Origin of the sequence: Rhizobium sp. CIAT894 (assembly GCF_000172795.2) — a bacterium.
Classification (GTDB): Bacteria; Pseudomonadota; Alphaproteobacteria; order Rhizobiales; family Rhizobiaceae; genus Rhizobium.
The window spans coordinates 1489546-1509061 of sequence record NZ_CP020947.1 but is presented as its reverse complement, the minus strand read 5'-3'; the positions used below and the strand labels follow the sequence as shown (position 1 = coordinate 1509061).

Sequence of the window (19516 nt, the reverse complement as noted above, 5' to 3'; positions counted from 1 at the left end):
CCTGCCAACAGTGTGGCGCAAGCTTCACTCCCAATAGTCGGCACCCGAACCAGCCGAATGCTGTTTCATGAATCACGAAGACGGCGCCAAGCGCGAAGGACAATACCTTGACGATCAATCAGCCCATTTCTTCCCTGCCGGCCGGTCTTCCCGATTTGGCGCTCCTCACGGAGAAAGCGGCCAGCACTGGATCCGTCATTATCTATCAGCCCTATCTTGATCCTTTGCAGCGCAGCCAGCTCGATGCGGCGGCCATGCCGTTCGACATCTCGTTCAATACACAGGCGACGACCCGCGAATATGAACTCTTCCTCACCCTGCATCAGCATCACGAGGCAATCGGCCTCGGCGACGACGTATTCTGGGGGCTGCTTTCGAGCAAATTCGAGATGAAGTCGGTGACGAGCTTCCCGTCCTTCGTTACGGAAGCGGAAAAGGCCAGGGCGGAAGGTGCGGATGCTTATCTCTACAATCCGCTGATCGGCCACGCGGCGATCTATAGCAACGTCTGGGAACATTCGCTGCTTGGCGGTCACCCCGGCATGGAGCCTATCTTTCTGCATATACAGGAGCTGGGCTATCCGATCGCACCGCCGCAGGACAAGACCGCCTTCGCATTCTGCAACTATTTCTGCGGCAATCGGAAATTCTGGTCCGGCTATTTCGCTTTTTGCGAACGCATTCTCGAATCGCTGGAACATCAAGCGCGTGCCGGCACGCCGGCCGGCGCCGCCTATGCCGGGACGGCTCACTATTCGCGCGATGCCAACGCGAAGATGCGCCCCTTCGTGATCGAGCGCCTGCTCGGGCTCTATGTCCAGCAGGCTGCCGCCTCCGGATTGAAAATCGCCGCCTTCGTACCGGCTCTTGCCGATTTCGAATGGAAGTTCGGTACCCGCCTCGGCCGGATGCTGCATGGCCTCTTCGCCGCCAAGGAAGCCTTTCTGAAGAGTCGGGACGAGGCTCTCCTGACCTCGTGGCAGGAAGGCCGCCAGCCGCTCGTCAAGCAGCCGCATCTGATCTGGATGGCTGATGATCCGCCCGCCTGGATGCCGCGCGGCCAGTTCATCGGCGGCCGCGAATTGCTGCGCGCCTATGCTCAGCAGACTCCAGGCATCTCTCCAGGCCCGCAGCCGGTACGAACGGAAAGGCCCGCAATATCGGCCGCGCCGAAAATCGAGCAGCCGCTGTTGCAGCCTTTCGCCGGCGGATGGCAGGAACACAAGGACCGTCATTGCATCTGGATCGTGACGCCCGAAAATTACAATCACAGCCACGCCTTCGACGAAGTTGCGCTCGGCCTGCAAGGTGCCTTCGAAGAACTCGGCGGCTCGGCACCGATCGTCCGCGATATGAACGCATTTGCCGGCCGTGCGCCGATCATCTACGGCGGCAATCTTCTCCCCACTGAGATCGTCGGCCATCTGCCGAAAGACAGCGTCATCATCAACCTCGAGCAGGTGTCCGAAGAAAGCAACTGGATCAATTCGCGCTATACCTCGATCCTGAGGGCGATGCCGGTGCTCGACTACAGCCCGCGCAACCGCGAAAATCTTGCCGCCAAGGGTATCGATCACGCCGGTGTTCTGGAAATCGGTTACAGCGGTTGCCTGAGCCAGATTCAGCACAATCCCGTCAAGGATATCGACGTCCTCTTCTACGGCTCGATGAACGAACGTCGCCACCATATCCTGAAGACGTTGAACGACAGCGGGCTCAAGGTCGCGCACCTCTTCAACATCTATGGTGCCGAACGCGATGCTGCGATTGCCCGCGCCAAGATCGTCATCAACATCCATCATTATGCGAGCGGCGTCTTCGAGATCGTGCGCATTTCCTATCTGCTCGCCAATCGCGTTTGCGTGCTGACGGAAGGCGACATCCGCGATCCGGACCTCCAGGCCTTCATCGGCGGCTTGGCAATCGAGCCCTATGACGACATGATCGAGCGCTGCTACAAGCTGATCGCAGATGCAGACGAGCGCGATGCCATTGCCGCGACAGGCTTTGCGGCCATGCGGAGCCGCTCGCAGGCAGAGATGCTGATGAGCGTCATGAAGGCAGGCGCTTGATGAAGGCCGCAGAAAAGGTAAGCCATGCGTATTGAGACAGCGGCCATCGAGGGCATCGTTGCAATCACGCCGCCACGCTTCGGCGATCACCGCGGCTACTTCTCCGAAGTATTCAAGGATGCCTGGTTCCGGGAAAATGTGGCCGACGTCACGTTCGTCCAGGACAATGAATCGCTTTCGGCGGTGGCCGGCACCGTCCGAGGGCTGCATTTCCAGATAGGGCCTTTCGCGCAGGGCAAACTGGTGCGCTGCCTTGCCGGCCGGATCATGGATGTCGTCGTCGATATCCGCGTGGGATCACCGAGCTTCGGCAAATGGCTCTCTCAGGAGCTCTCGCCGGAAACCGGCATGCAGCTCTGGATACCGGCCGGTTTCGCACACGGATTCGTAACGATCGAGCCGAACAGCGTCATCAGCTACAAGGTAACCGCACCCTACAGCCCGCAGCATGATCGCGGCATCGCGTGGAACGATCCGGCGATCGGCATTCGCTGGCCCTTCGATGAGAAAGACATGGTATCGTCCGACAAGGACAAGACGCTGCCGCGGCTCGCCGATCTGCCAAGCCATTTTTCCTATTCAGCACAGCAACCCCAGGATTGATCGACGATGCGCATATTGGTTACGGGCGGAGCGGGCTTCATCGGATCGGCATTGGTGCGCCATCTCGTCAGCGAGATCGGCGCCGAGGTGCTGAATGTCGACGCGCTGACTTATGCCGGTAATCTCGCATCACTGAAATCCGTCGAATCGGCGCCGAACTATCAATTCCTGCACGCCGACATCTGCGACCGCGCCAGGATGCAGGAAGCATTCGCATCCTTCCGCCCTGATATCGTCATGCATCTCGCGGCCGAGAGCCATGTCGACCGCTCGATCTCGGGCGCTGCCGATTTCATTCAGACCAATATCGTCGGCACATTCAGCCTGCTGGATGCCGCACGGCACTATTGGGATGGGCTTGACGCGCACAGCAAGAGCGCCTTCCGCTTTCTGCATGTCTCGACGGACGAGGTCTACGGCTCGCTCGACGACCAGGGCCTCTTCGAGGAGACGACGCCCTACGATCCGTCCTCGCCCTACTCCGCCTCCAAGGCCGCGAGCGACCATCTGGCGATTGCCTGGCACCGCACCTACGGCCTGCCGGTCGTCGTCTCCAATTGCTCCAACAATTACGGCCCGTTCCATTTCCCGGAAAAGCTCATTCCGCTGATGATCTTGAACGCACTGGAGGGCAAGCCTCTTCCGGTTTACGGCAATGGCGCGAATGTTCGCGACTGGCTTTATGTCGAAGACCACGCCCGCGCGCTCTACACGATCGCATCCAAGGGGCGCCCCGGCGAAAAATACAATGTCGGCGGCCGCAATGAGCGCAGGAACCTCGATGTCGTTCATCGCATCTGCGCTATTCTCGACGGCGTCTACAGCGACAAGGCGCCGCATGCGCACCTGATCACCAACGTCACGGACCGCCCCGGCCACGACGCGCGCTATGCGATCGATGCCTCGAAACTCGAAAGCGAACTCGGCTGGAAGGCGCAAGAGACCTTCGAAACCGGCATCGAGAAGACCGTGCACTGGTATTTGGAAAACGAATGGTGGTGGAGGCCGCTGCGCGAAAACGTCTACTCTGGCGAACGCCTCGGCGTTTTCAAGGGACAATAGAGATGCGCATTGCCGTCACCGGCAAACAGGGCCAGGTCGTTCAGTCGCTGCTCAGACGCGGCGCCGAAACGGGCGTCGAAGTCAGCGTCGTCGGACGCCCGGAAATGGACCTTGCGGATCCCGAAAGCATCGCAGCCGCCTTCTCGGCTCTGCGCCCGGATGTGATTGTCTCGGCGGCCGCCTATACGGCGGTCGACAAGGCCGAGAGCGAAGCCGAGCTTGCTTTTTCCGTCAACGCGGCAGGCGCCGGCGCGGTTGCCAAGGCTGCCGCGCGGATCGGGGTCCCGGTCATCCACATTTCGACCGACTACGTCTTCAGCGGCGACAAGACCTCCGCTTATTCCGAAGAGGATGCGACGGCGCCGATCTCCGTCTACGGGCGTTCGAAACTCGCGGGCGAAAAGGCCGTCGCGGCGGCGAACCCGAACCACGTCATCTTGCGCACCGCCTGGGTCTATTCACCCTTTGGCGCCAATTTCCTGAAAACGATGCTGCGGCTTTCCGAGACGCGCGATCATCTTCGCGTCGTCGCCGATCAAACAGGATGCCCGACGTCGGCACTCGACATCGCCGACGCGATTCTTGCGATTGCAACCCGTATCGTCGCGGACCCTGCGCCATCGCTCCGCGGCATCTTTCACCTGACCGGCAGCGGCGAAGCCAGTTGGGCTGATTTCGCCGAAGAGATATTCGCGGCGCTTCTTAAATCCGGCGGCAGAAGCGTCCGCATCGAGCGCATCCCGACGGCGGACTATCCGACACCGGCGAAGCGTCCGGCCAATTCACGCCTCAACGGCGAAAAGCTCGCCAGAACATATGGAATCCGACTCCCGGAGTGGAAGAAATCCATGACGGTTGTCATGCAAGACCTTTTGAATAAAGGTCTTTAAGGAGATGGGCATGAAGGGAATTATTCTCGCCGGCGGCACGGGCACGCGTCTGCATCCGATCACGCAGGCCGTCTCGAAACAGTTGATGCCGGTCTACGACAAGCCGATGATCTACTATCCGCTGACGACTCTCATGCTCGCCGGTATCAGGGAATTGCTGATTATCACCACGCCTCATGACGTCGAGGCCTTCAAGCGCCTTCTCGGTGACGGTTCGCAATGGGGCATTTCGCTGACCTATGCCGTACAGCCAAGCCCGGATGGCCTTGCCCAGGCCTTCATCATCGGCGCTGACTTCCTGCACGGCGACAGCTCGGCACTCGTTCTCGGCGACAACATCTTCTATGGGCACGGACTGCCGGAAATCATGAAATCCGGCACAAGTCGACAACAAGGCGCGACAGTGTTCGCCTATCACGTCACCGATCCGGAACGCTATGGCGTTGTCGGCTTTGACGAAAAGATGAATGCGCTGTCGATCGAGGAGAAGCCGAAGGAGCCGAAATCGAACTGGGCAGTAACCGGCCTCTATTTCTACGACCAGCAGGTGGTCGATATCGCCGCCAACCTGAAGCCGTCACCACGCGGTGAATTGGAAATCACCGACGTCAATCGCACCTATCTCGAGCGCGGCCAGCTGTTCGTGGAGCTGATGGGCCGGGGCTATGCCTGGCTCGACACCGGCACGCCTGATAGTCTGCACGATGCCGCAGGTTTCGTCAGCACGCTGGAGAAACGCCAGGGATTCAAGATCGCCTGCCCGGAAGAGGTCGCCTGGCGCATGGGTTACATCTCGCAGGACGACCTCGCCAAGCTCGCAGAGAAGCTCGGCAAGAGTGCCTATGGCCAGTATTTGACGAAGCTGTCCCCGGATTGGTGAACTATCTGGCCGGCCAGACGCGCCAGTAGGAAACCCTACAAGTTTTCGATTCAGGCGCTCGGGAATTCTGCCAGCCGAGCGGCGTAGCGTGCCATGGTGTCGACTTCGAAATTGACGAAATCGCCGGCCTTGCGGTCGCCCCAGGTTGTCACTTCGAGCGTGTGGCGGATGAGCAGGACGTCGAAATCCGTGCCATCGACCGCGTTGACGGTGAGCGAGGTGCCGTCGAGCGCGATCGACCCCTTGGGGGCAACGAATTTCGCCAGATGTTCGGGCGCGCGCAAACGGTAACGCGTGGCATCGCCCTCCGATGTCACCGAGAGGATTTCCGCCTTGCCGTCGACATGGCCGGAAACGATGTGGCCGCCGAGCTCGTCGCCGATCTTCAGCGACCGTTCGAGATTGATGCGGCTGCCCTGCTGCCAGGTGCCGATCGTCGTCAGCCGCAGCGCCTCCTCCCAGGCCTCGACCTCGAACCACCGGCCGTTGCTGCCTTCATCAGGCAGGCCGGTGACGGTGAGGCAGATGCCGGAATGAGAGATAGAGGCGCCCATATCGATGGTCGAGGGATCATAAGCGGTCGCGACGCGGAGCTTGATGCCTTCCTTCAACGCCGAAACACTTTCGATCGTACCGATATCAGTGACAATTCCGGTGAACATCAATTCTCTCTTTCATATTCGTCCAGGCGATCAACGCCGAACATCTGCGTGCCCATGTGGGTAAAACCGGATGGTATGTCGGTTGCATCGAGCGGGGATTCAATACCGCCTTCGCCGATGACGACAGGCGCCTGGTAAAGGTGGATGCGATCGACAAGGCCGGCTTCGAGGAAAAGCCGCGCCGTCTTGGCGCCGCCTTCGACCAGAAGCGAGGAAATGCCGCGTGTTGCCAAGGCCGGTAGCAGGACTTCCGGGTGATAGGGATTGCAGTAGACGATCTCGACACCCGCGGCTTCGAAGGCGGCGCGGCGAGCGGCTGCGTCGGCTGCGTCAATGGACGAGGCGCCCCCCTCTGCCCTGCCGGGCATCTCCCCCACAGGTGGGGAGATTGGCTGGGAGGTAGCTCCCTGCCCTACATCTTCCGTTGCGAACGGCGACCCGCTGCCTTGAAAATTCGGATCGCGCCTCTTGCCGATCTCCCCCCTTGTGGGGGAGATGTCCGGCAGGACAGAGGGGGGTGACCCTTCCTCTGAGCCTAACGGCGAAATCTCTTCACTTGCAACCAAGATCACCGGCACTTCGCGCGCCGTCGCGACCAGCCTGCTCGTCAGCGGCAACGCCAAAGACGGATCGAGCACAATCCGGATCGGCGACTGCGCCTCCAGACCTGGTGTCCGCACCGTCAGCAGCGGATCATCCGATATCGCCGTGCCGATGCCGACGAGGATCGCGTCGGTTTCGGCGCGTAGCGCCTGAACCTCGGCGCGGGCCTCCGGGCCGGTGATCGCCACTTGACCCTCCCCCTCGCGACCAATCATGCCATCGGCCGAAACGGCAAGTTTGAGAGTCACATAAGGCCGGTTCTTCGTCTGGCGGGTGAGATAGGCGGCCAGCGAACGCCGGCCCTCCGCCTCCAGTACGCCGGCATCCACTTCTATGCCGGCCTCGCGCAGCATGGCAATGCCGCGGCCGGAGACGCGCGGATCGGGATCGGTGACGCTGATGACGACCCGGGCGACGCCATAGGCGATCAGCGCCTCGGCGCAGGGCGGCGTCTTGCCGTGATGCGAGCAGGGTTCGAGCGTCACATAGGCGGTGGCCCCGCGGGCAGCCTCCCCGGCTTCCGCGAGCGCCTGCGGTTCGGCATGCGGGCGGCCGCCGACGGCAGTGACCGCCTGGCCGACGACGACGCTGTCCTTGACAATCAGACAACCGACGGAGGGGTTGGTGGCAGTGCGGCCGAGATGCCGGCGCGACAGGCGGATCGCCGCCGCCATGAAACGCTCGTCATCCGGCGTAATGCTCATGGTTCATCCGTCCAGCGGGTCGCGGGCGATCTTGGCGTTGATTTCGGAAATGACCTTCTCGAAATCCTCGGCAAGCGAGAAATCCCGATAGACGGAGGCATAACGCACGAAGCCGACATCGTCGAGGCTCTTCATGGCTTCGAGCACCTGCAGGCCGATCTGCTCGGAGGAAATTTCCGTCTCGCCGGAGCTTTCCAGCCGGCGGACGATGCCGGACACGGCACGCTCGATGCGGTCACGTTCGACGGGACGTTTGCGCAGCGCCACTTCGAAGGAGCGCACCAGCTTGTCGCGGTCGAAAGGCACCTTGCGGCCGGTCTTCTTGGTGACCATCAGTTCGCGCAGCTGCACACGCTCGAAGGTGGTGAAACGGCCGCCGCAATCCGGACAGATACGCCGCCGGCGGATGGACGTATTGTCCTCCGCCGGTCGCGAATCCTTGACCTGAGTATCTTCCGAACCGCAATAGGGGCAGCGCATCGCTACTCCTTATCCCATGTAGTCATACATTGGGAAGCGGTCGGTGAGGTTGACCACCTTGCCGCGCACGGCGGCTTCGACGGCGGCGTTGCCCTCATCGGAATTGGCGACCTTCAGGCCGTCGAGTACCTCGACGATGAGATTGCCGATTTCGCGGAATTCGGCTTCCTTGAAGCCGCGCGTCGTACCGGCCGGTGCGCCGAGACGCACGCCCGAGGTGACGAAGGGCTTTTCCGGATCGAAGGGAATGCCGTTCTTGTTGCAGGTGACGTAGGCGCGGCCGAGGGCTGCCTCGGCGCGCTTGCCGGTGGCGTTCTTCTTGCGCAGGTCGACCAGCATCAGATGGTTGTCGGTGCCGCCGGAGACGACATCGAGGCCACCTGCGATCAGGGTTTCGGCAAGCGCACGGGCGTTCTTGACGACCTGGGCGGCGTAGTCCTTGAACTCCGGCTGCAGCGCCTCGCCGAAGGCAACGGCCTTGGCGGCGATGATGTGCATCAGCGGGCCACCCTGCAGGCCGGGGAAAACTGCCGAATTGAACTTCTTCGCCAGATCCTCTTCATTGGTGAGGATGACACCGCCGCGCGGGCCGCGCAGCGACTTGTGGGTCGTGGTCGTGGCGACATGGCAATGCGGGAACGGCGACGGGTGCTGACCACCGGCGACGAGGCCGGCGATGTGGGCCATGTCGACCATCAGATAGGCGCCGACGCTGTCGGCGATTTCGCGGAAGCGCTTCCAATCCCAGATGCGGGAATAGGCGGTGCCGCCGGCGATGATCAGCTTCGGCTTGTGCTCTTCGGCCTTGCGGGCGACTTCATCCATATCGAGCAGGTTGTCGCCTTCACGCACGCCGTAGGAAACGACGTTGAACCACTTGCCGGACATGTTGACCGGCGAACCATGCGTGAGGTGGCCGCCCGAATTCAGGTCGAGACCCATGAAGGTATCGCCGGGCTGCAGCAGCGCCAGGAACACGGCCTGGTTCATCTGCGAGCCGGAATTCGGCTGGACGTTAGCGAAATTGACGCCGAACAGCTTCTTGGCGCGCTCGATCGCCAGTTCCTCGGCGATATCGACGAACTGGCAGCCGCCGTAATAGCGCTTGCCGGGATAACCCTCGGCATATTTGTTGGTCATGATGGAGCCCTGGGCTTCCAGCACGGCGCGGGAGACGATGTTCTCAGAAGCGATCAGTTCGATCTCGTGCCGTTGGCGACCGAGTTCCTTTCCGATCGCGCCGAAAATCTCGGGATCGACGTCCGCAAGTGAGCGATTGAAGAAGGATTCGGTGGAAGCATTGGTCATGGGCGGGCTCCTCAACTGGAATGCGGTGAGGTATTATCCTTCCGCTGTGGCAAGGGCAATACGAAGAACGACATTTGCTGAGCAAAGCGCGCGCTCCACGCTCTTTTGCGACCGCAAGCAGCCGATACTTGGACGCCCCCTTCGAGGAGCGTCTTCCCGGGCATAAAAAAACCGCGCCCGAAAGCGCGGCTCTCAAATCACGATGCATAGGTCGCCGCTTACTGGGCCGGCTGTTCCATGCCGGCCGTGGTATCGAGCGCCAGCTCGGCATTGCCGTCCATCTGATAGATGTCGTCGCGGAACTGGACGATGCCGTCGGGCATGCCCCACGCGGAGATGTAGACGAAATAGACCGGAACTTCCGTGGCGAGTTTGACCGGCGTGTTGACGCCGGTTGCGATCACCTGCTCCATCTGCTGGCGGTTCCAGCCTGGGGTCTCGCGCAAGAGCCAGTTCGACAAGTCGCGCACGTTCTGGACGCGGACGCAGCCAGAGGATTCGAAGCGCATCAGCTTGTTGAACAGGCCCTGCTGCGGCGTGTCGTGCATGTACTCGCCGTTCTTGTTGTAGAAATTGATCTTCGTCGAGGCCATAGCATTGGTCTTGCCGGGGTCCTGGCGGAACATCAGGTTCGGCGCCTCGCCGTTCCAGTCGATGGTCTCGGGGGCAACTTCGTTGCCCTTGCCGTCGATCAAGCGGATGGCGTTCTTTTCGAGATAGGTCGGATCCTTGCGCATCAGCGGCATGATGTCCTTCTCGACGATCGAGCGCGGCGAGGTCCAGTAGGGGTTGAGGATGACCTCGTAGATCTTCGAATTGACGAGATGTGTCGGACGGCTGAGACGGCCGACAACCGCGGTGTGGCGCGTCGCGACAGTGCCGTCCTCGACAGCCTCGACATAGGCAGCCGGGATGTTGACCATCACGTGGCGGCGGCCGAGATCCTCGGGGAACGTCTGCAGGCGGATGATGTTGGTGTTCAGCTGCTGCAGGCGGACATCGGCGGGGATGTTCATCGCCTTCAGCGTGAATTCGCCGAGCACACCATCGGACGGCAGGCCGTGGCGGGCCTGGAAGCGCTTGACGGCGCCGTCGACATAGGAGTCGAAGGCACTTGACATGCCGGCCTCGCGCGGCAGGTCGCCGGTGATCGCCAGGCGCTGGCGCAGCGCCTGGACTGCGGGATGGCTGACGCCGAGCTGCAGCTTCTGGTCACCGGGATTGACCTCCGGCCAGCCGCCGGCGGCCGCGATCTGCTGATACTGCATGACCGCCTGCTGGGCGCTGGCGACCGATTGGGGGCCGAGGATCGGCGTATTGGAAACGACGGCGCTTGCCGTGCGCGAAGCCGCCTTGGCATCGAACTGGTCGTCCCAGTTGCCGCGGCGCGGCGCGTTGATCAGCGTATCGAGCGCCGATTGCGCGAAGGCCGGCGCAGCGATCGCACTGGCGCCAACCGTTGCCGCGGACGCAAGGAAGGCGCGGCGCGAGAGAGCTTCATTTCCGTTTTTCTTCGACATAGTCCCAACCACTGAATGCCACGGTAAAGAGAAGCCGCGGCTCTTTGCGAAATCACTGCGCTTTAACGCAGATCCCTGTCCATTCCTTGTCCCGGCACATCAAAAAATCCCGCTTGCCCCATCACAAGATTGCGATGCGGAAGCCTGAACATTCCTGATCGGTCCATTGAAAGCGCCGGTTGTTAAGCCTTTCGCTGCCACACCAATATGGCCAATTCGTGTTGCCGGGGCGGTAGAGGACTGCCGGCTGCCGGGAACACGACACAACGAACCATATGACGGGGTAAACCGTGCCGGTTAATAACGGCTAAAAAACGGCTTGAATACAGCCGATAATGCTTGCCTGGCTTGCGTTGCAAAGATGCCACGCGGGCACAAACGGCAAATCGGACGTGCAGGGAACACGTCCGATTTTCTGCAACCCTGAAGGAGGTCAGGGGTCTTAAAGGCGATACATGATCGAGTCGTTCCAGAAGCGATCGAGGCGCTGGAGCAGCTTGTTCATCTGGGTGAACTCGTCGGTGCCGATGCCGCCGACCTTGTCGATCGAGGTGATGTGGCGTTCGTAGAGCTTGGCCACCGTTTCGGCGATGTCCTGGCCGGTTTCGGTCAGGCTGATGCGGACCGAGCGGCGGTCGATGCGCGAGCGCTGGTGGTTGATGAAGCCGAGGTCGACCAGCTTCTTGACGTTGTAGGAAACGTTGGAGCCGAGATAGTAACCACGCGAGCGCAGCTCGCCGGCGGTCAGCTCGGAATTGCCGATGTTGAAAAGCAGCAGCGCCTGGATGGCGTTGACGTCGCTGCGGCCCTGACGGTCGAACTCGTCCTTGATGACGTCGAGAAGACGGCGGTGCAGACGTTCAACAAGATGAAGGGATTCCATGTAAAGATCACGGATGCCCTGATCCTGCTGGTCACGGAAGTTCGATACCGCCTGCGGCTTGATTTTCGTGTTCATATTGACTGCCTCACTGTTTGATTGGCGGTGTCGTTTTCTTCCCGCCTTGAGTGAGACCCTATCGAATACATATAAAATTCGACTTAAACCGCAGGCTTAACGGAGCCTTACTGGAAACCCCACGTTGTCTCAGGGTAAATCAACGCTTACCTGGCGGCGGTGCCGGCGCTTTTCCAGCCAGAGCAGCAGGCGGAAAATCCAGTAAACGACGGCGACGATGACGTGCAGCAGGATGATTAGCCTGTTGGGGCCGAAAATGTCAGGCAGCAGGCCATACATCAGGATCTGGCCGCCGGCGGCGAGCACCCAGATGACCGGTCCCCAGGAAACGGTCAGCCAGAGGCCGAGCGACGCGACGGGAAAGAGCACGGCGAGGCTCGTGCTCGCCACCTTCCACGGCAGGCTCAAAAGATCGAAGCGGCCGGCGCCGACCAGCGAATAACCGACGAGCATCGCCCAATATTGCAGGCCGAACCAGAAGCAGGATACGGCCACCAGCCTCAGGAAGAGAATGAAGAGAATGTCGGCCAGTGTGCGTTTCGGTATCGTCGGGGAATCGGTTTCCATGGCGCAAACATCGGTTGGGGATCGTATCGTTACAAGCAGTTTTTCCGCCGCGGCCAATCGTCCGGTTTGGATTTTCAAGGCGCCATGATAATGAGCGCTCCGATAAATGGAATGGGCTCGGGATCAATATCATGCAGGACAGGACGCATCTCGTCGACGACATCACCGGCCATCGCCGCATGCGACGCAACCGCAAAGCGGATTGGACACGCCGGCTGGTGCAGGAGAACCGGCTGACCGTCGACGACCTGATCTGGCCGATCTTCGTCGTGCCGGGTTCCGGCATCATCGATCCGATCCCGGCCATGCCCGGCGTCAACCGCATGAGCATCGACAAAGCCGTCGAGGCGGCACGGGAAGCCGCCGGCCTCGGCATTCCGGCGATCGCCACCTTCCCCAATATCGAGATGGAACTGCGCGACGAGACAGGTTCCAACAGCCTCGAAGCCAACAATCTGATCAATCAGGCAACAGTGGCGATCAAGAAGGCGGTGCCCAATATCGGCGTCATCACCGATGTCGCGCTCGATCCCTTCACCAGCCACGGCCATGACGGCATCCTGAGAGGCGGCGAGATCGTCAATGACGAGACCGTCGACCAGGTGGCGCGCGCCGCCGTGATGCAGGCCGATGCCGGCGCCGATATCATCGCACCGTCGGAAATGATGGACGGCCGCATCGGCGCGATCCGAATGGCGCTCGATGCGGCCGGCCACCAGAGCGTCGGCATCATGAGCTATGCGACGAAATTCGCCTCCGCCTTCTACGGCCCCTATCGCGAGGCGATCTCGACGGGCGGACTGCTGAAAGGCGACAAGAAGACCTATTATATCGACCCCGCCAACGGCACCGAGGCGATCCGCGATGCGGCCCTAGATGTCGAGGAAGGCGCCGACATGCTGATGGTCAAGCCCGGCCTGCCCTATCTCGATATCTGCTGGCGGATGAAGGAGGCCTTCGGCCTGCCGACCTTCGCCTACCAGGTGTCCGGCGAATATTCGCAGATCAAGGCAGCGGCGATGAACGGCTGGATCGATGGCGAACGAGCGATGCTCGAAACGCTGCTGTCGTTCAAGCGGGCGGGATGCGACGGTATCCTCACCTATTTCGCGGTCGAGGTGGCGAAGATCCTCACCAAGCGGTGATTCCGGGAGAATTATTGTATTTCTGCAAGCTGACACCATATCAGCGGCATCGCTTTTGCGAGAGGAGATTGAGATGAGCTACAACCCCAATCCGCTTTATGCCGCACCGGAGGACTGGCGCGCCTATAGCGGCGTGTTGAGCCGCCGTGTCTTCGCCTTCATCCTCGATTACGTCATCGTGGCGCTGCTCTGGATTCCAGCCGCGGTCGTGCTGTTCTTCCTGTCGATCCTCACGCTCGGCCTCGGCTTCCTGCTTTACCCTGCCCTCTTCGTCATCGTCGCCGGCATTTACTTCGGCCTGACGGTGGGCGGGTCGAGCCAGGCCTCGCTCGGCATGCGCGCGATGGGGATCGCGATCGTCCGTGTCGACGGCCGGCCGATGGATTTCCTGACGGCAATCGTACATCTTGCGCTGTTCTGGATCCTCAATTCGGTGCTGACGCCGCTCATCCTGCTTGCCGGTCTGTTTACCGAGCGCAGCCGTCTCATCCACGACCTGCTTGTCGGCACGGTGACGGTGCGTACCGCCTGAGCGGCTGACCGAGGCTATGGTCAAATCCTTGAGCGGAGACGAAATAAAGTCTCCGCTTTCTCTTTGCCGGGGCATGCCGGCGCCCCATATTTCAAATTAGAAGACTGAAATGAAGGCGAAGGCCGTCCTGCTGTTGACGTTTTCTATTCTTAGGTCATGCTGTCAAGAAACGGCACGGTTTCGACAAGGAAATTTCCGCGACAGATGAATACGCAGACAACGCCATCCCCGCAGTTTTATCTGACGGCTCCGGCTGCGTGTCCGTATCTGCCGCATGAGATGGAGCGCAAGGTGTTCACCCATCTGGTCGGCCCGCGCGCCGCCGAGATGAATGACATCCTGACCCAGGGCGGTTTCCGCCGTTCCCAGAATATCGCCTATCGCCCGGCCTGCGAATCCTGCCGCGCCTGCGTTTCCGTGCGAATTCTCGCCCAGGAATTCGAGCCGACGAAATCGATGAAGCGGGTGCTCGCCGCCAATTCCGACGTCATCGCCACCGAATTCGCCGCCCAGCCTTCCAGCGAGCAATATTCGCTTTTCCGGCGCTACCTCGATTTCCGCCACCAGCAGGGCGGCATGTCCGATATGACGGTGCTCGATTATGCGATCATGGTGGAAGACACGCATGTGAACACGCGAATCGTCGAATATCGCCGGCGCGAGGAAGGCTCCGGACTGGAGCAGCGGCCGAAGGGCGAGCTGCTTGCCGCCGCGCTGACCGACACGATGAGCGACGGGCTGTCGATGGTCTATTCCTATTTCAATCCTGATGTCGAGCGGCGGTCGCTCGGCACCTTCATGATTCTCGACCATGTCAGGCGCACGAAAGCGTTGGGCCTGCCGCATGTCTACCTCGGCTACTGGGTTCAAGGGTCGCGAAAAATGGACTACAAGACCCGCTTCCAGCCGCAGGAACATCTGACCCCGCGCGGCTGGGAACGTTTCGATCCTTCATCCATGCCCGAAAGCCCCCACGACTGAATGTCCACCGCTCTTTCCGATCATCGGAAGGGCCTGCTGCTGACGGCGATCGGCGGGCTGGCGCTTTCCATGGACATCCCCCTCGTCCGCCTTGGCGGCGGCGATATCTGGTCGATCCTAGGGACACGAAGTGCAGCCACGTTTCTCGCCACGCTCGTCATCCTTGCAGCAATGCGCCTTGCCTCTGGCAAATGGCCGGTCCTCGTTCCGGGGCGTGCCGGCCTGCTTGCCGGTCTGCTCTACGGCCTCTCGTCCCTCACTTTCGTGCTGGCCGTCTTCAATACGACCACAGCCAATGTCGTCTTCATCGTTGCCTTCAACCCGATGTTCGGGGCGCTTCTTTCCTGGGCTTTCCTCAAGGAGAGACCGCAGGCCGCAACACTGATCGCCATGCTGTTCATGATTCTCGGCGTCGGACTGATCGTGCGCGAAGGGCTTTCCAGCGGCCATTTTTTCGGCGATGCCATGGCGCTACTCAGCGCGTTTATTCTTGCCGCGGCCATCACGATCGGACGTGCCTCGCGCCGGGAAATGGGCTTCGTGCCGCTGCTTGCCGCCATTCTGCCGGCCGCCCTTGGCCTCGCGCAAGCTCTGCCTTCGGGGCTTTCCATCGCCCATCCCGGCTGGATACTCCTCAACGGCGCCATCATGATGCCTGTCGCCTTCTGGTGCCTGGCGACCGGGCCGCGGTACCTCTCCGCACCTGAGGTCGGTATGTTCTACCTGCTCGAAACCGTGCTCGCGCCGATCTGGGTCTGGCTGATCTTTGCGGAAACGCCGGCGACGATGACGCTCCTCGGCGGCGGCATTCTGGTGGCGGCGATCGCCGGGCATTGCTTCTGGATGGTGCGGGGAAGGCGCGTAAGGCCATTGGCGGAATAGACGTTGCCGCCTGTCCATCCCTCATGTTATAACTGCGTTACCACATCAGAGGATGAAGCAAATGAACGTCACGATCCGCAAGATCGGCAATTCCGAAGGGGTTATCATTCCTAAGGAGGTGTTGCAGCGGCTGGGTCTCAGCAGCGGCGATAGCCTCGAACTGCGGGAGATCGAGGGTAACATCCACCTCGTGCCGGAATCAGCAGACCTCGCCGAACAAATGCGGGCAGCCCGCATCGGCATGGAAAAATATCGAGTGGCGTTGCGCGAACTCGCAAAATGATGCGGCTTAAATGGCTCAGCCGCCAAGCTGTCGAAAACATGCATGGTGAGCAGATTGCCGAGCATGGCGGTTTGTCGGGTCTGAGAGATGCCAATGCATTGGAAACCAGCTTGGCACGTCCACTCAATAAGGCTGCATATGGCGAAACCGATATCTTCGTACTCGCCGCAGCCTATCTCTACGGCATCGTTAGAAACCACCCATTCGTGGATGGAAACAAGCGTACAGGCTATCTCGCGGCGTTTACGTTTCTCTACCTCAACCGGTACGTCATCGAGGCAGATAACGCGCAGGTCATTGCATTTGTATTAGACGTCGCAGCCGGCGAGATCGATGAAGAAGGTGCGACCCGCTTCCTCAGGGATTTCAGCGTGCCGCTCAACCCGTAGCCTTCATCTGCTGTTGTTCCAGCTCGCGGCCGAGCCCTTCGACCACATGTGCCCAGCCTTTTCGGGTCTTTTCCTCGTGTTCGGCCCATTCGGCGCACATTTCATGGGTCAGCGTCAATCGGCTGCCGCCGCCGAGAGGCTCGATGTCGATTTGGACACGGTCGCAATTGTGGTCGTGCTCCTCGACGGAGAAGCTGAAGACCATGCGTTGCGGGCGCTTCAGCTCCAGGAAAACGCCCTGGTGAAAGGCGTCGCCGGTCGGACGGCGATCGACGACGAAGAAACGGCCGCCGACATGCGGGTCGATATCTGCGCGAATAACATGGCCGTCATCGGTGGCAAACAGGAAGCGGCGGGCGATTTCAGGGTTGAGCCAGGCGTCGTACACGACCGCGGGCGGCGCCCTGTAGGTGTGGCTGACATGCAATTTGATGGTGCTGGCGGGCATCGATTTTCCTCCGGTAAGGGCACGCGCGCTTTCCCCAGCGCACGGGCCTCAGCCATTCCGCCAGCCTCGGAATCGACCTTCTCATATTTTTGGTAACGAAAATGAGATAGAGGAGTTCCCGCGCCCGCCAAGAGCCGAATGCGGAATTTACTTCCGGGGCAAATCAAAGAGTTGCAGCGTCCTTTACGCATCTGCACAGACGCAGGACGCTGCAAAGCCTCAGCCGGCGAATTTGCCGCTGCGCGGGAAACCTTTCGGCACGGTGCGGCCGGCGGTGGCGCGGTCGGCCAGCCATTCGGCAAGCTCGTCCTTGTTCTTCGTGAAGGTGCGGCCGGCGCTGTCTTCCCAGATAAGGCCGTCTGCTATCGCGAAGCAGCGGACGTCCGAGATGCCGCCATCCTTGTAGCGCTGCAGGCGCACACCCTTGCCGCGCGACATTTCCGGCACCTGCGCCAGCGGGAAGACCAGCAGCTTGCGGTTTTCGCCGACGACGGCGACATGGTCGCCGCCGACGGGCACGAGCAGCTGCGTTTCCTCGGGCAGCGCGACGTTCATGATCTGCTTGCCCTTGCGGGTATTGGCGACCAGCTCGGCCTCCGCCACGACAAAGCCGTTGCCGGCTGTGGAGACGATCAGCTGCTTGCGCGAGGGATCGTGGACGAAAGCGGTCAGCACCGCCTGGTCGTTGTCCATGTCGACCATGATGCGCAGCGGCTCGCCGTGGCCGCGGCCACCCGGCAGCTTGTCGCCGCCGAGCGTGAAGGCCTTGCCGCCTGTCGTGACGATCAGGATCTTGTCCGTCGTCTGCGCCGGGAAGGCCACCTTCAGGCCGTCGCCTTCCTTGAAGGTCAGCGTCGCCGTATCGGCGATATGGCCCTTCAGCGCACGGATCCAGCCCTTTTCGGAAATGACGACGGTGATCGGTTCCTTCTCGATCATCGCCTGCTGGATCGCTTCCTCGTCGGCTTCGGGTGCGTCGGCGAACTGCGTACGGCGGCGGCCGACCTCGGTCGCCTTGGCGAACTTCTTCTTCACTTCGCCGATTTCCCAGGCGACCGTCTGCCACTGCTTGTCGTCGGAGCCAAGCAGCGCTTCGATCTCGCCCTTTTCCCTGGTGAGTTCGTCGAATTCCTTGCGGATCTCGAACTCTTCAAGCTTGCGCAGAGAGCGCAGCCGCATATTGAGGATCGCCTCGACCTGATTGTCGGTGAGATCCCAGCGCGCCACCATGACCGGCTTCGGCTCATCCTCCTCGCGGATGATCCTGATCACTTCATCGATATTGAGATAGGCAATCAGCAGACCGCCGAGGATTTCGAGACGCCTGTCGATCGCCGCCAGGCGGAAGCGCGAGCGGCGCTGCAGGACCTCGCGGCGGTGATCCAGCCACTCCTTCAGCACCTCGTTCAGCGCCATGACACGCGGGATGCGGCCCATGGACAGGACGTTCATGTTGAGCGGGAAGCGGCTTTCCAGCTCCGTCAGCTTGAACATCGATTCCATCAGGATGGTCGGGTCGACGCTGCGGGTCTTCGGCACCAGCACGACACGGATGTCCTCGGCCGACTCATCGCGGATGTCTTCCAGGAGCGGCAGCTTGCGGGCGATCAGCAGCTCGGCGATCTTCTCGATCAGCCGCGATTTCTGCACCTGGAACGGGATTTCGGTGATGACGATCTGGTAGCCGCCGCGGCCGAGATCTTCCGTCTGCCACTTCGCCCGCACGCGAAAACCGCCGCGGCCGGTGCGGTAGCTCTCAATGATGCTGTCGCGGCTGTCGATAATGATGCCGCCTGTCGGAAAATCCGGGCCAGGAATGAATTCGACGAGCTTTTCAACCGTCGCATCCGGATGTTTAATCAGATGCAGGGCGGCGTCGCAGAGCTCATGGGCATTATGCGACGGGATCGAGGTCGCCATACCGACGGCAATGCCGGAGGAGCCGTTGGCAAGCAGATTCGGGAAGGCGCCGGGAAGAACGACCGGCTCGGAATTCGATTCATCATAGGTGTCGCGGAAATCGACGGCATCCTGATCGATGCCTTCGAGCAGCAGTTCCGAGACCGCCGTCATCTTCGATTCGGTGTAACGCATGGCGGCGGGGCTGTCGCCGTCGATATTGCCGAAATTGCCCTGGCCGTTGACCAGCGTGTAGCGCTGCGAGAAATCCTGGGCGAGACGGGCAAGCGCATCGTAGATCGACTGGTCGCCATGCGGATGGTAGTTACCCATCACTTCGCCGACGATCTTGGCGCATTTCCTGAAGGCCGAAGTCGGCCTCAACCCCATCTCGTTCATCGCATAGACGATGCGGCGATGGACGGGCTTCAGCCCGTCGCGCACGTCGGGCAAAGCGCGGTGCATGATGGTCGACAGCGCATAGGCGAGATAGCGCTGCTCGAGCGCTGCCTTGAGGTCGACCGGCTGGATGTTGTCGTCGTCTCCGCCCGAAGGCGGCAAAATCTCTTGTCCCATAGGTTCTGACTAGCCCAGAAGAGGCTGGCGGGCAAGGAATCCGGGCCATTGCAGCTGTGGATGAAGTCTTGG

Annotated in this window: 19 protein-coding genes and 1 pseudogene; 11 read left to right on the top strand and 9 right to left on the bottom strand. The window is 61.0% G+C overall.

Features of this window, described 5'->3' with window-relative positions:
- Positions 1 to 107 precede the first annotated feature (107 nt).
- The 5 genes and pseudogenes from RHEC894_RS07520 (at position 108) to rfbA (ending at position 5507) form a co-directional block, all read left to right on the top strand.
- Positions 108 to 2107: pseudogene (locus RHEC894_RS07520) on the top strand (glycosyltransferase family 1 protein).
- Complete coding sequence (gene rfbC / locus RHEC894_RS07515) at positions 2097 to 2675, top strand: dTDP-4-dehydrorhamnose 3,5-epimerase (protein ID WP_010068585.1); 579 nt, start codon at positions 2097 to 2099, stop codon at positions 2673 to 2675. Before RHEC894_RS07520 ends, rfbC begins: the two are co-directional and overlap by 11 nt.
- Before the next feature lie 6 nt (positions 2676 to 2681).
- The gene (gene rfbB / locus RHEC894_RS07510; protein WP_085736820.1) at positions 2682 to 3737 is read left to right on the top strand and encodes a dTDP-glucose 4,6-dehydratase; all 1056 of its coding nucleotides are present in this window, start codon (positions 2682 to 2684) and stop codon (positions 3735 to 3737) included.
- Positions 3738 to 3739: 2 nt separating this feature from the next.
- Complete coding sequence (gene rfbD, locus RHEC894_RS07505; protein ID WP_085736819.1) at positions 3740 to 4627, top strand: dTDP-4-dehydrorhamnose reductase; 888 nt, start codon at positions 3740 to 3742, stop codon at positions 4625 to 4627.
- Between the two features lie 10 nt (positions 4628 to 4637).
- Positions 4638 to 5507 (top strand): glucose-1-phosphate thymidylyltransferase RfbA, encoded by an 870-nt coding sequence (gene rfbA / locus RHEC894_RS07500; RefSeq protein ID WP_085736818.1) that lies wholly within the window; start codon positions 4638 to 4640, stop codon positions 5505 to 5507.
- Positions 5508 to 5557: 50 nt separating this feature from the next.
- Here rfbA and RHEC894_RS07495 read toward each other — a convergent pair whose 3' ends face one another.
- The 7 genes from RHEC894_RS07495 to RHEC894_RS07465 all read right to left on the bottom strand — a co-directional run bounded on the left by RHEC894_RS07495 (position 5558) and on the right by RHEC894_RS07465 (position 12309).
- Positions 5558 to 6169, bottom strand: coding sequence for a riboflavin synthase (locus RHEC894_RS07495; protein WP_085736817.1), 612 nt, complete (start codon positions 6167 to 6169; stop codon positions 5558 to 5560).
- The gene (gene ribD / locus RHEC894_RS07490) at positions 6169 to 7476 is read right to left on the bottom strand and encodes a bifunctional diaminohydroxyphosphoribosylaminopyrimidine deaminase/5-amino-6-(5-phosphoribosylamino)uracil reductase RibD (RefSeq protein WP_085736816.1); all 1308 of its coding nucleotides are present in this window, start codon (positions 7474 to 7476) and stop codon (positions 6169 to 6171) included. Before ribD ends, RHEC894_RS07495 begins: the two co-directional genes overlap by 1 nt.
- Positions 7477 to 7479: 3 nt before the next feature.
- Positions 7480 to 7956 (bottom strand): transcriptional regulator NrdR, encoded by a 477-nt coding sequence (nrdR, locus tag RHEC894_RS07485; protein ID WP_085736815.1) that lies wholly within the window; start codon positions 7954 to 7956, stop codon positions 7480 to 7482.
- Positions 7957 to 7965: 9 nt separating this feature from the next.
- Positions 7966 to 9264 (bottom strand): serine hydroxymethyltransferase, encoded by a 1299-nt coding sequence (gene glyA, locus RHEC894_RS07480; protein WP_085736814.1) that lies wholly within the window; start codon positions 9262 to 9264, stop codon positions 7966 to 7968.
- Positions 9265 to 9482: 218 nt separating this feature from the next.
- Positions 9483 to 10784, bottom strand: coding sequence for a L,D-transpeptidase family protein (locus tag RHEC894_RS07475; protein WP_085736813.1), 1302 nt, complete (start codon positions 10782 to 10784; stop codon positions 9483 to 9485).
- A 442-nt stretch (positions 10785 to 11226) separates the two neighbouring features.
- Positions 11227 to 11742 (bottom strand): MarR family winged helix-turn-helix transcriptional regulator, encoded by a 516-nt coding sequence (locus tag RHEC894_RS07470; protein WP_003574072.1) that lies wholly within the window; start codon positions 11740 to 11742, stop codon positions 11227 to 11229.
- 129 nt (positions 11743 to 11871) lie between these two features.
- Positions 11872 to 12309: a DUF6163 family protein gene (locus RHEC894_RS07465; protein WP_085736812.1), complete on the bottom strand. Its 438-nt coding sequence runs from the start codon at positions 12307 to 12309 to the stop codon at positions 11872 to 11874.
- A gap of 131 nt (positions 12310 to 12440) precedes the next feature.
- On the opposite strand from RHEC894_RS07465, the gene hemB reads away from it, so the two are divergent.
- From hemB to RHEC894_RS07435, 6 genes are all read left to right on the top strand, one after another.
- Positions 12441 to 13454, top strand: a complete 1014-nt coding sequence (gene hemB / locus RHEC894_RS07460) for a porphobilinogen synthase (RefSeq protein WP_085736811.1) — start codon at positions 12441 to 12443, stop codon at positions 13452 to 13454.
- Positions 13455 to 13527: 73 nt separating this feature from the next.
- On the top strand, positions 13528 to 13986 hold the full coding sequence (locus RHEC894_RS07455) for an RDD family protein (protein ID WP_010066975.1): 459 nt from the start codon (positions 13528 to 13530) through the stop codon (positions 13984 to 13986).
- Between the two features lie 204 nt (positions 13987 to 14190).
- Entirely contained in the window at positions 14191 to 14967 is a 777-nt protein-coding gene (locus RHEC894_RS07450; protein ID WP_085736810.1) for an arginyltransferase, read from the top strand.
- Positions 14968 to 15849 carry a DMT family transporter gene (locus RHEC894_RS07445; RefSeq protein ID WP_085736809.1) on the top strand — a complete coding sequence of 294 codons (882 nt, stop codon included), beginning with the start codon at positions 14968 to 14970 and terminating at the stop codon, positions 15847 to 15849. It abuts the gene before it with no gap.
- A 61-nt stretch (positions 15850 to 15910) separates the two neighbouring features.
- Positions 15911 to 16132 (top strand): AbrB/MazE/SpoVT family DNA-binding domain-containing protein, encoded by a 222-nt coding sequence (locus RHEC894_RS07440; protein WP_004673828.1) that lies wholly within the window; start codon positions 15911 to 15913, stop codon positions 16130 to 16132.
- Positions 16129 to 16521, top strand: a complete 393-nt coding sequence (locus RHEC894_RS07435) for a type II toxin-antitoxin system death-on-curing family toxin (RefSeq protein WP_085736808.1) — start codon at positions 16129 to 16131, stop codon at positions 16519 to 16521. Before RHEC894_RS07440 ends, RHEC894_RS07435 begins: the two co-directional genes overlap by 4 nt.
- Here the strand turns inward: RHEC894_RS07435 and RHEC894_RS07430 are convergent.
- Both RHEC894_RS07430 and parC read right to left on the bottom strand, forming a co-directional pair.
- A complete protein-coding gene (locus tag RHEC894_RS07430; protein ID WP_010064792.1) occupies positions 16511 to 16969 on the bottom strand; it encodes an SRPBCC domain-containing protein in 459 nt (152 codons plus the stop codon). The genes RHEC894_RS07435 and RHEC894_RS07430 overlap by 11 nt on opposite strands.
- 219 nt (positions 16970 to 17188) lie before the next feature.
- The gene (parC, locus tag RHEC894_RS07425; protein WP_085736807.1) at positions 17189 to 19444 is read right to left on the bottom strand and encodes a DNA topoisomerase IV subunit A; all 2256 of its coding nucleotides are present in this window, start codon (positions 19442 to 19444) and stop codon (positions 17189 to 17191) included.
- Positions 19445 to 19516 lie beyond the last annotated feature (72 nt).

What these genes read in the sequence shown, in the direction of transcription:
- parC (WP_085736807.1), bottom strand. Translation starts at nt 19,444, where the DNA reads ATGGGACAAGAGATTTTGCCGCCTTCGGGCGGAGACGACGACAACATC.
- nrdR (WP_085736815.1), bottom strand. Translation starts at nt 7,956, where the DNA reads ATGCGCTGCCCCTATTGCGGTTCGGAAGATACTCAGGTCAAGGATTCG.
- RHEC894_RS07455 (WP_010066975.1), top strand. Translation starts at nt 13,528, where the DNA reads ATGAGCTACAACCCCAATCCGCTTTATGCCGCACCGGAGGACTGGCGC.
- rfbB (WP_085736820.1), top strand. Translation starts at nt 2,682, where the DNA reads ATGCGCATATTGGTTACGGGCGGAGCGGGCTTCATCGGATCGGCATTG.
- RHEC894_RS07475 (WP_085736813.1), bottom strand. Translation starts at nt 10,784, where the DNA reads ATGTCGAAGAAAAACGGAAATGAAGCTCTCTCGCGCCGCGCCTTCCTT.
- RHEC894_RS07445 (WP_085736809.1), top strand. Translation starts at nt 14,968, where the DNA reads ATGTCCACCGCTCTTTCCGATCATCGGAAGGGCCTGCTGCTGACGGCG.
- glyA (WP_085736814.1), bottom strand. Translation starts at nt 9,264, where the DNA reads ATGACCAATGCTTCCACCGAATCCTTCTTCAATCGCTCACTTGCGGAC.
- RHEC894_RS07495 (WP_085736817.1), bottom strand. Translation starts at nt 6,169, where the DNA reads ATGTTCACCGGAATTGTCACTGATATCGGTACGATCGAAAGTGTTTCG.
- rfbC (WP_010068585.1), top strand. Translation starts at nt 2,097, where the DNA reads ATGCGTATTGAGACAGCGGCCATCGAGGGCATCGTTGCAATCACGCCG.
- RHEC894_RS07430 (WP_010064792.1), bottom strand. Translation starts at nt 16,969, where the DNA reads ATGCCCGCCAGCACCATCAAATTGCATGTCAGCCACACCTACAGGGCG.
- RHEC894_RS07440 (WP_004673828.1), top strand. Translation starts at nt 15,911, where the DNA reads ATGAACGTCACGATCCGCAAGATCGGCAATTCCGAAGGGGTTATCATT.
- ribD (WP_085736816.1), bottom strand. Translation starts at nt 7,476, where the DNA reads ATGAGCATTACGCCGGATGACGAGCGTTTCATGGCGGCGGCGATCCGC.
- RHEC894_RS07470 (WP_003574072.1), bottom strand. Translation starts at nt 11,742, where the DNA reads ATGAACACGAAAATCAAGCCGCAGGCGGTATCGAACTTCCGTGACCAG.
- rfbA (WP_085736818.1), top strand. Translation starts at nt 4,638, where the DNA reads ATGAAGGGAATTATTCTCGCCGGCGGCACGGGCACGCGTCTGCATCCG.
- rfbD (WP_085736819.1), top strand. Translation starts at nt 3,740, where the DNA reads ATGCGCATTGCCGTCACCGGCAAACAGGGCCAGGTCGTTCAGTCGCTG.
- hemB (WP_085736811.1), top strand. Translation starts at nt 12,441, where the DNA reads ATGCAGGACAGGACGCATCTCGTCGACGACATCACCGGCCATCGCCGC.
- RHEC894_RS07450 (WP_085736810.1), top strand. Translation starts at nt 14,191, where the DNA reads ATGAATACGCAGACAACGCCATCCCCGCAGTTTTATCTGACGGCTCCG.
- RHEC894_RS07435 (WP_085736808.1), top strand. Translation starts at nt 16,129, where the DNA reads ATGATGCGGCTTAAATGGCTCAGCCGCCAAGCTGTCGAAAACATGCAT.
- RHEC894_RS07465 (WP_085736812.1), bottom strand. Translation starts at nt 12,309, where the DNA reads ATGGAAACCGATTCCCCGACGATACCGAAACGCACACTGGCCGACATT.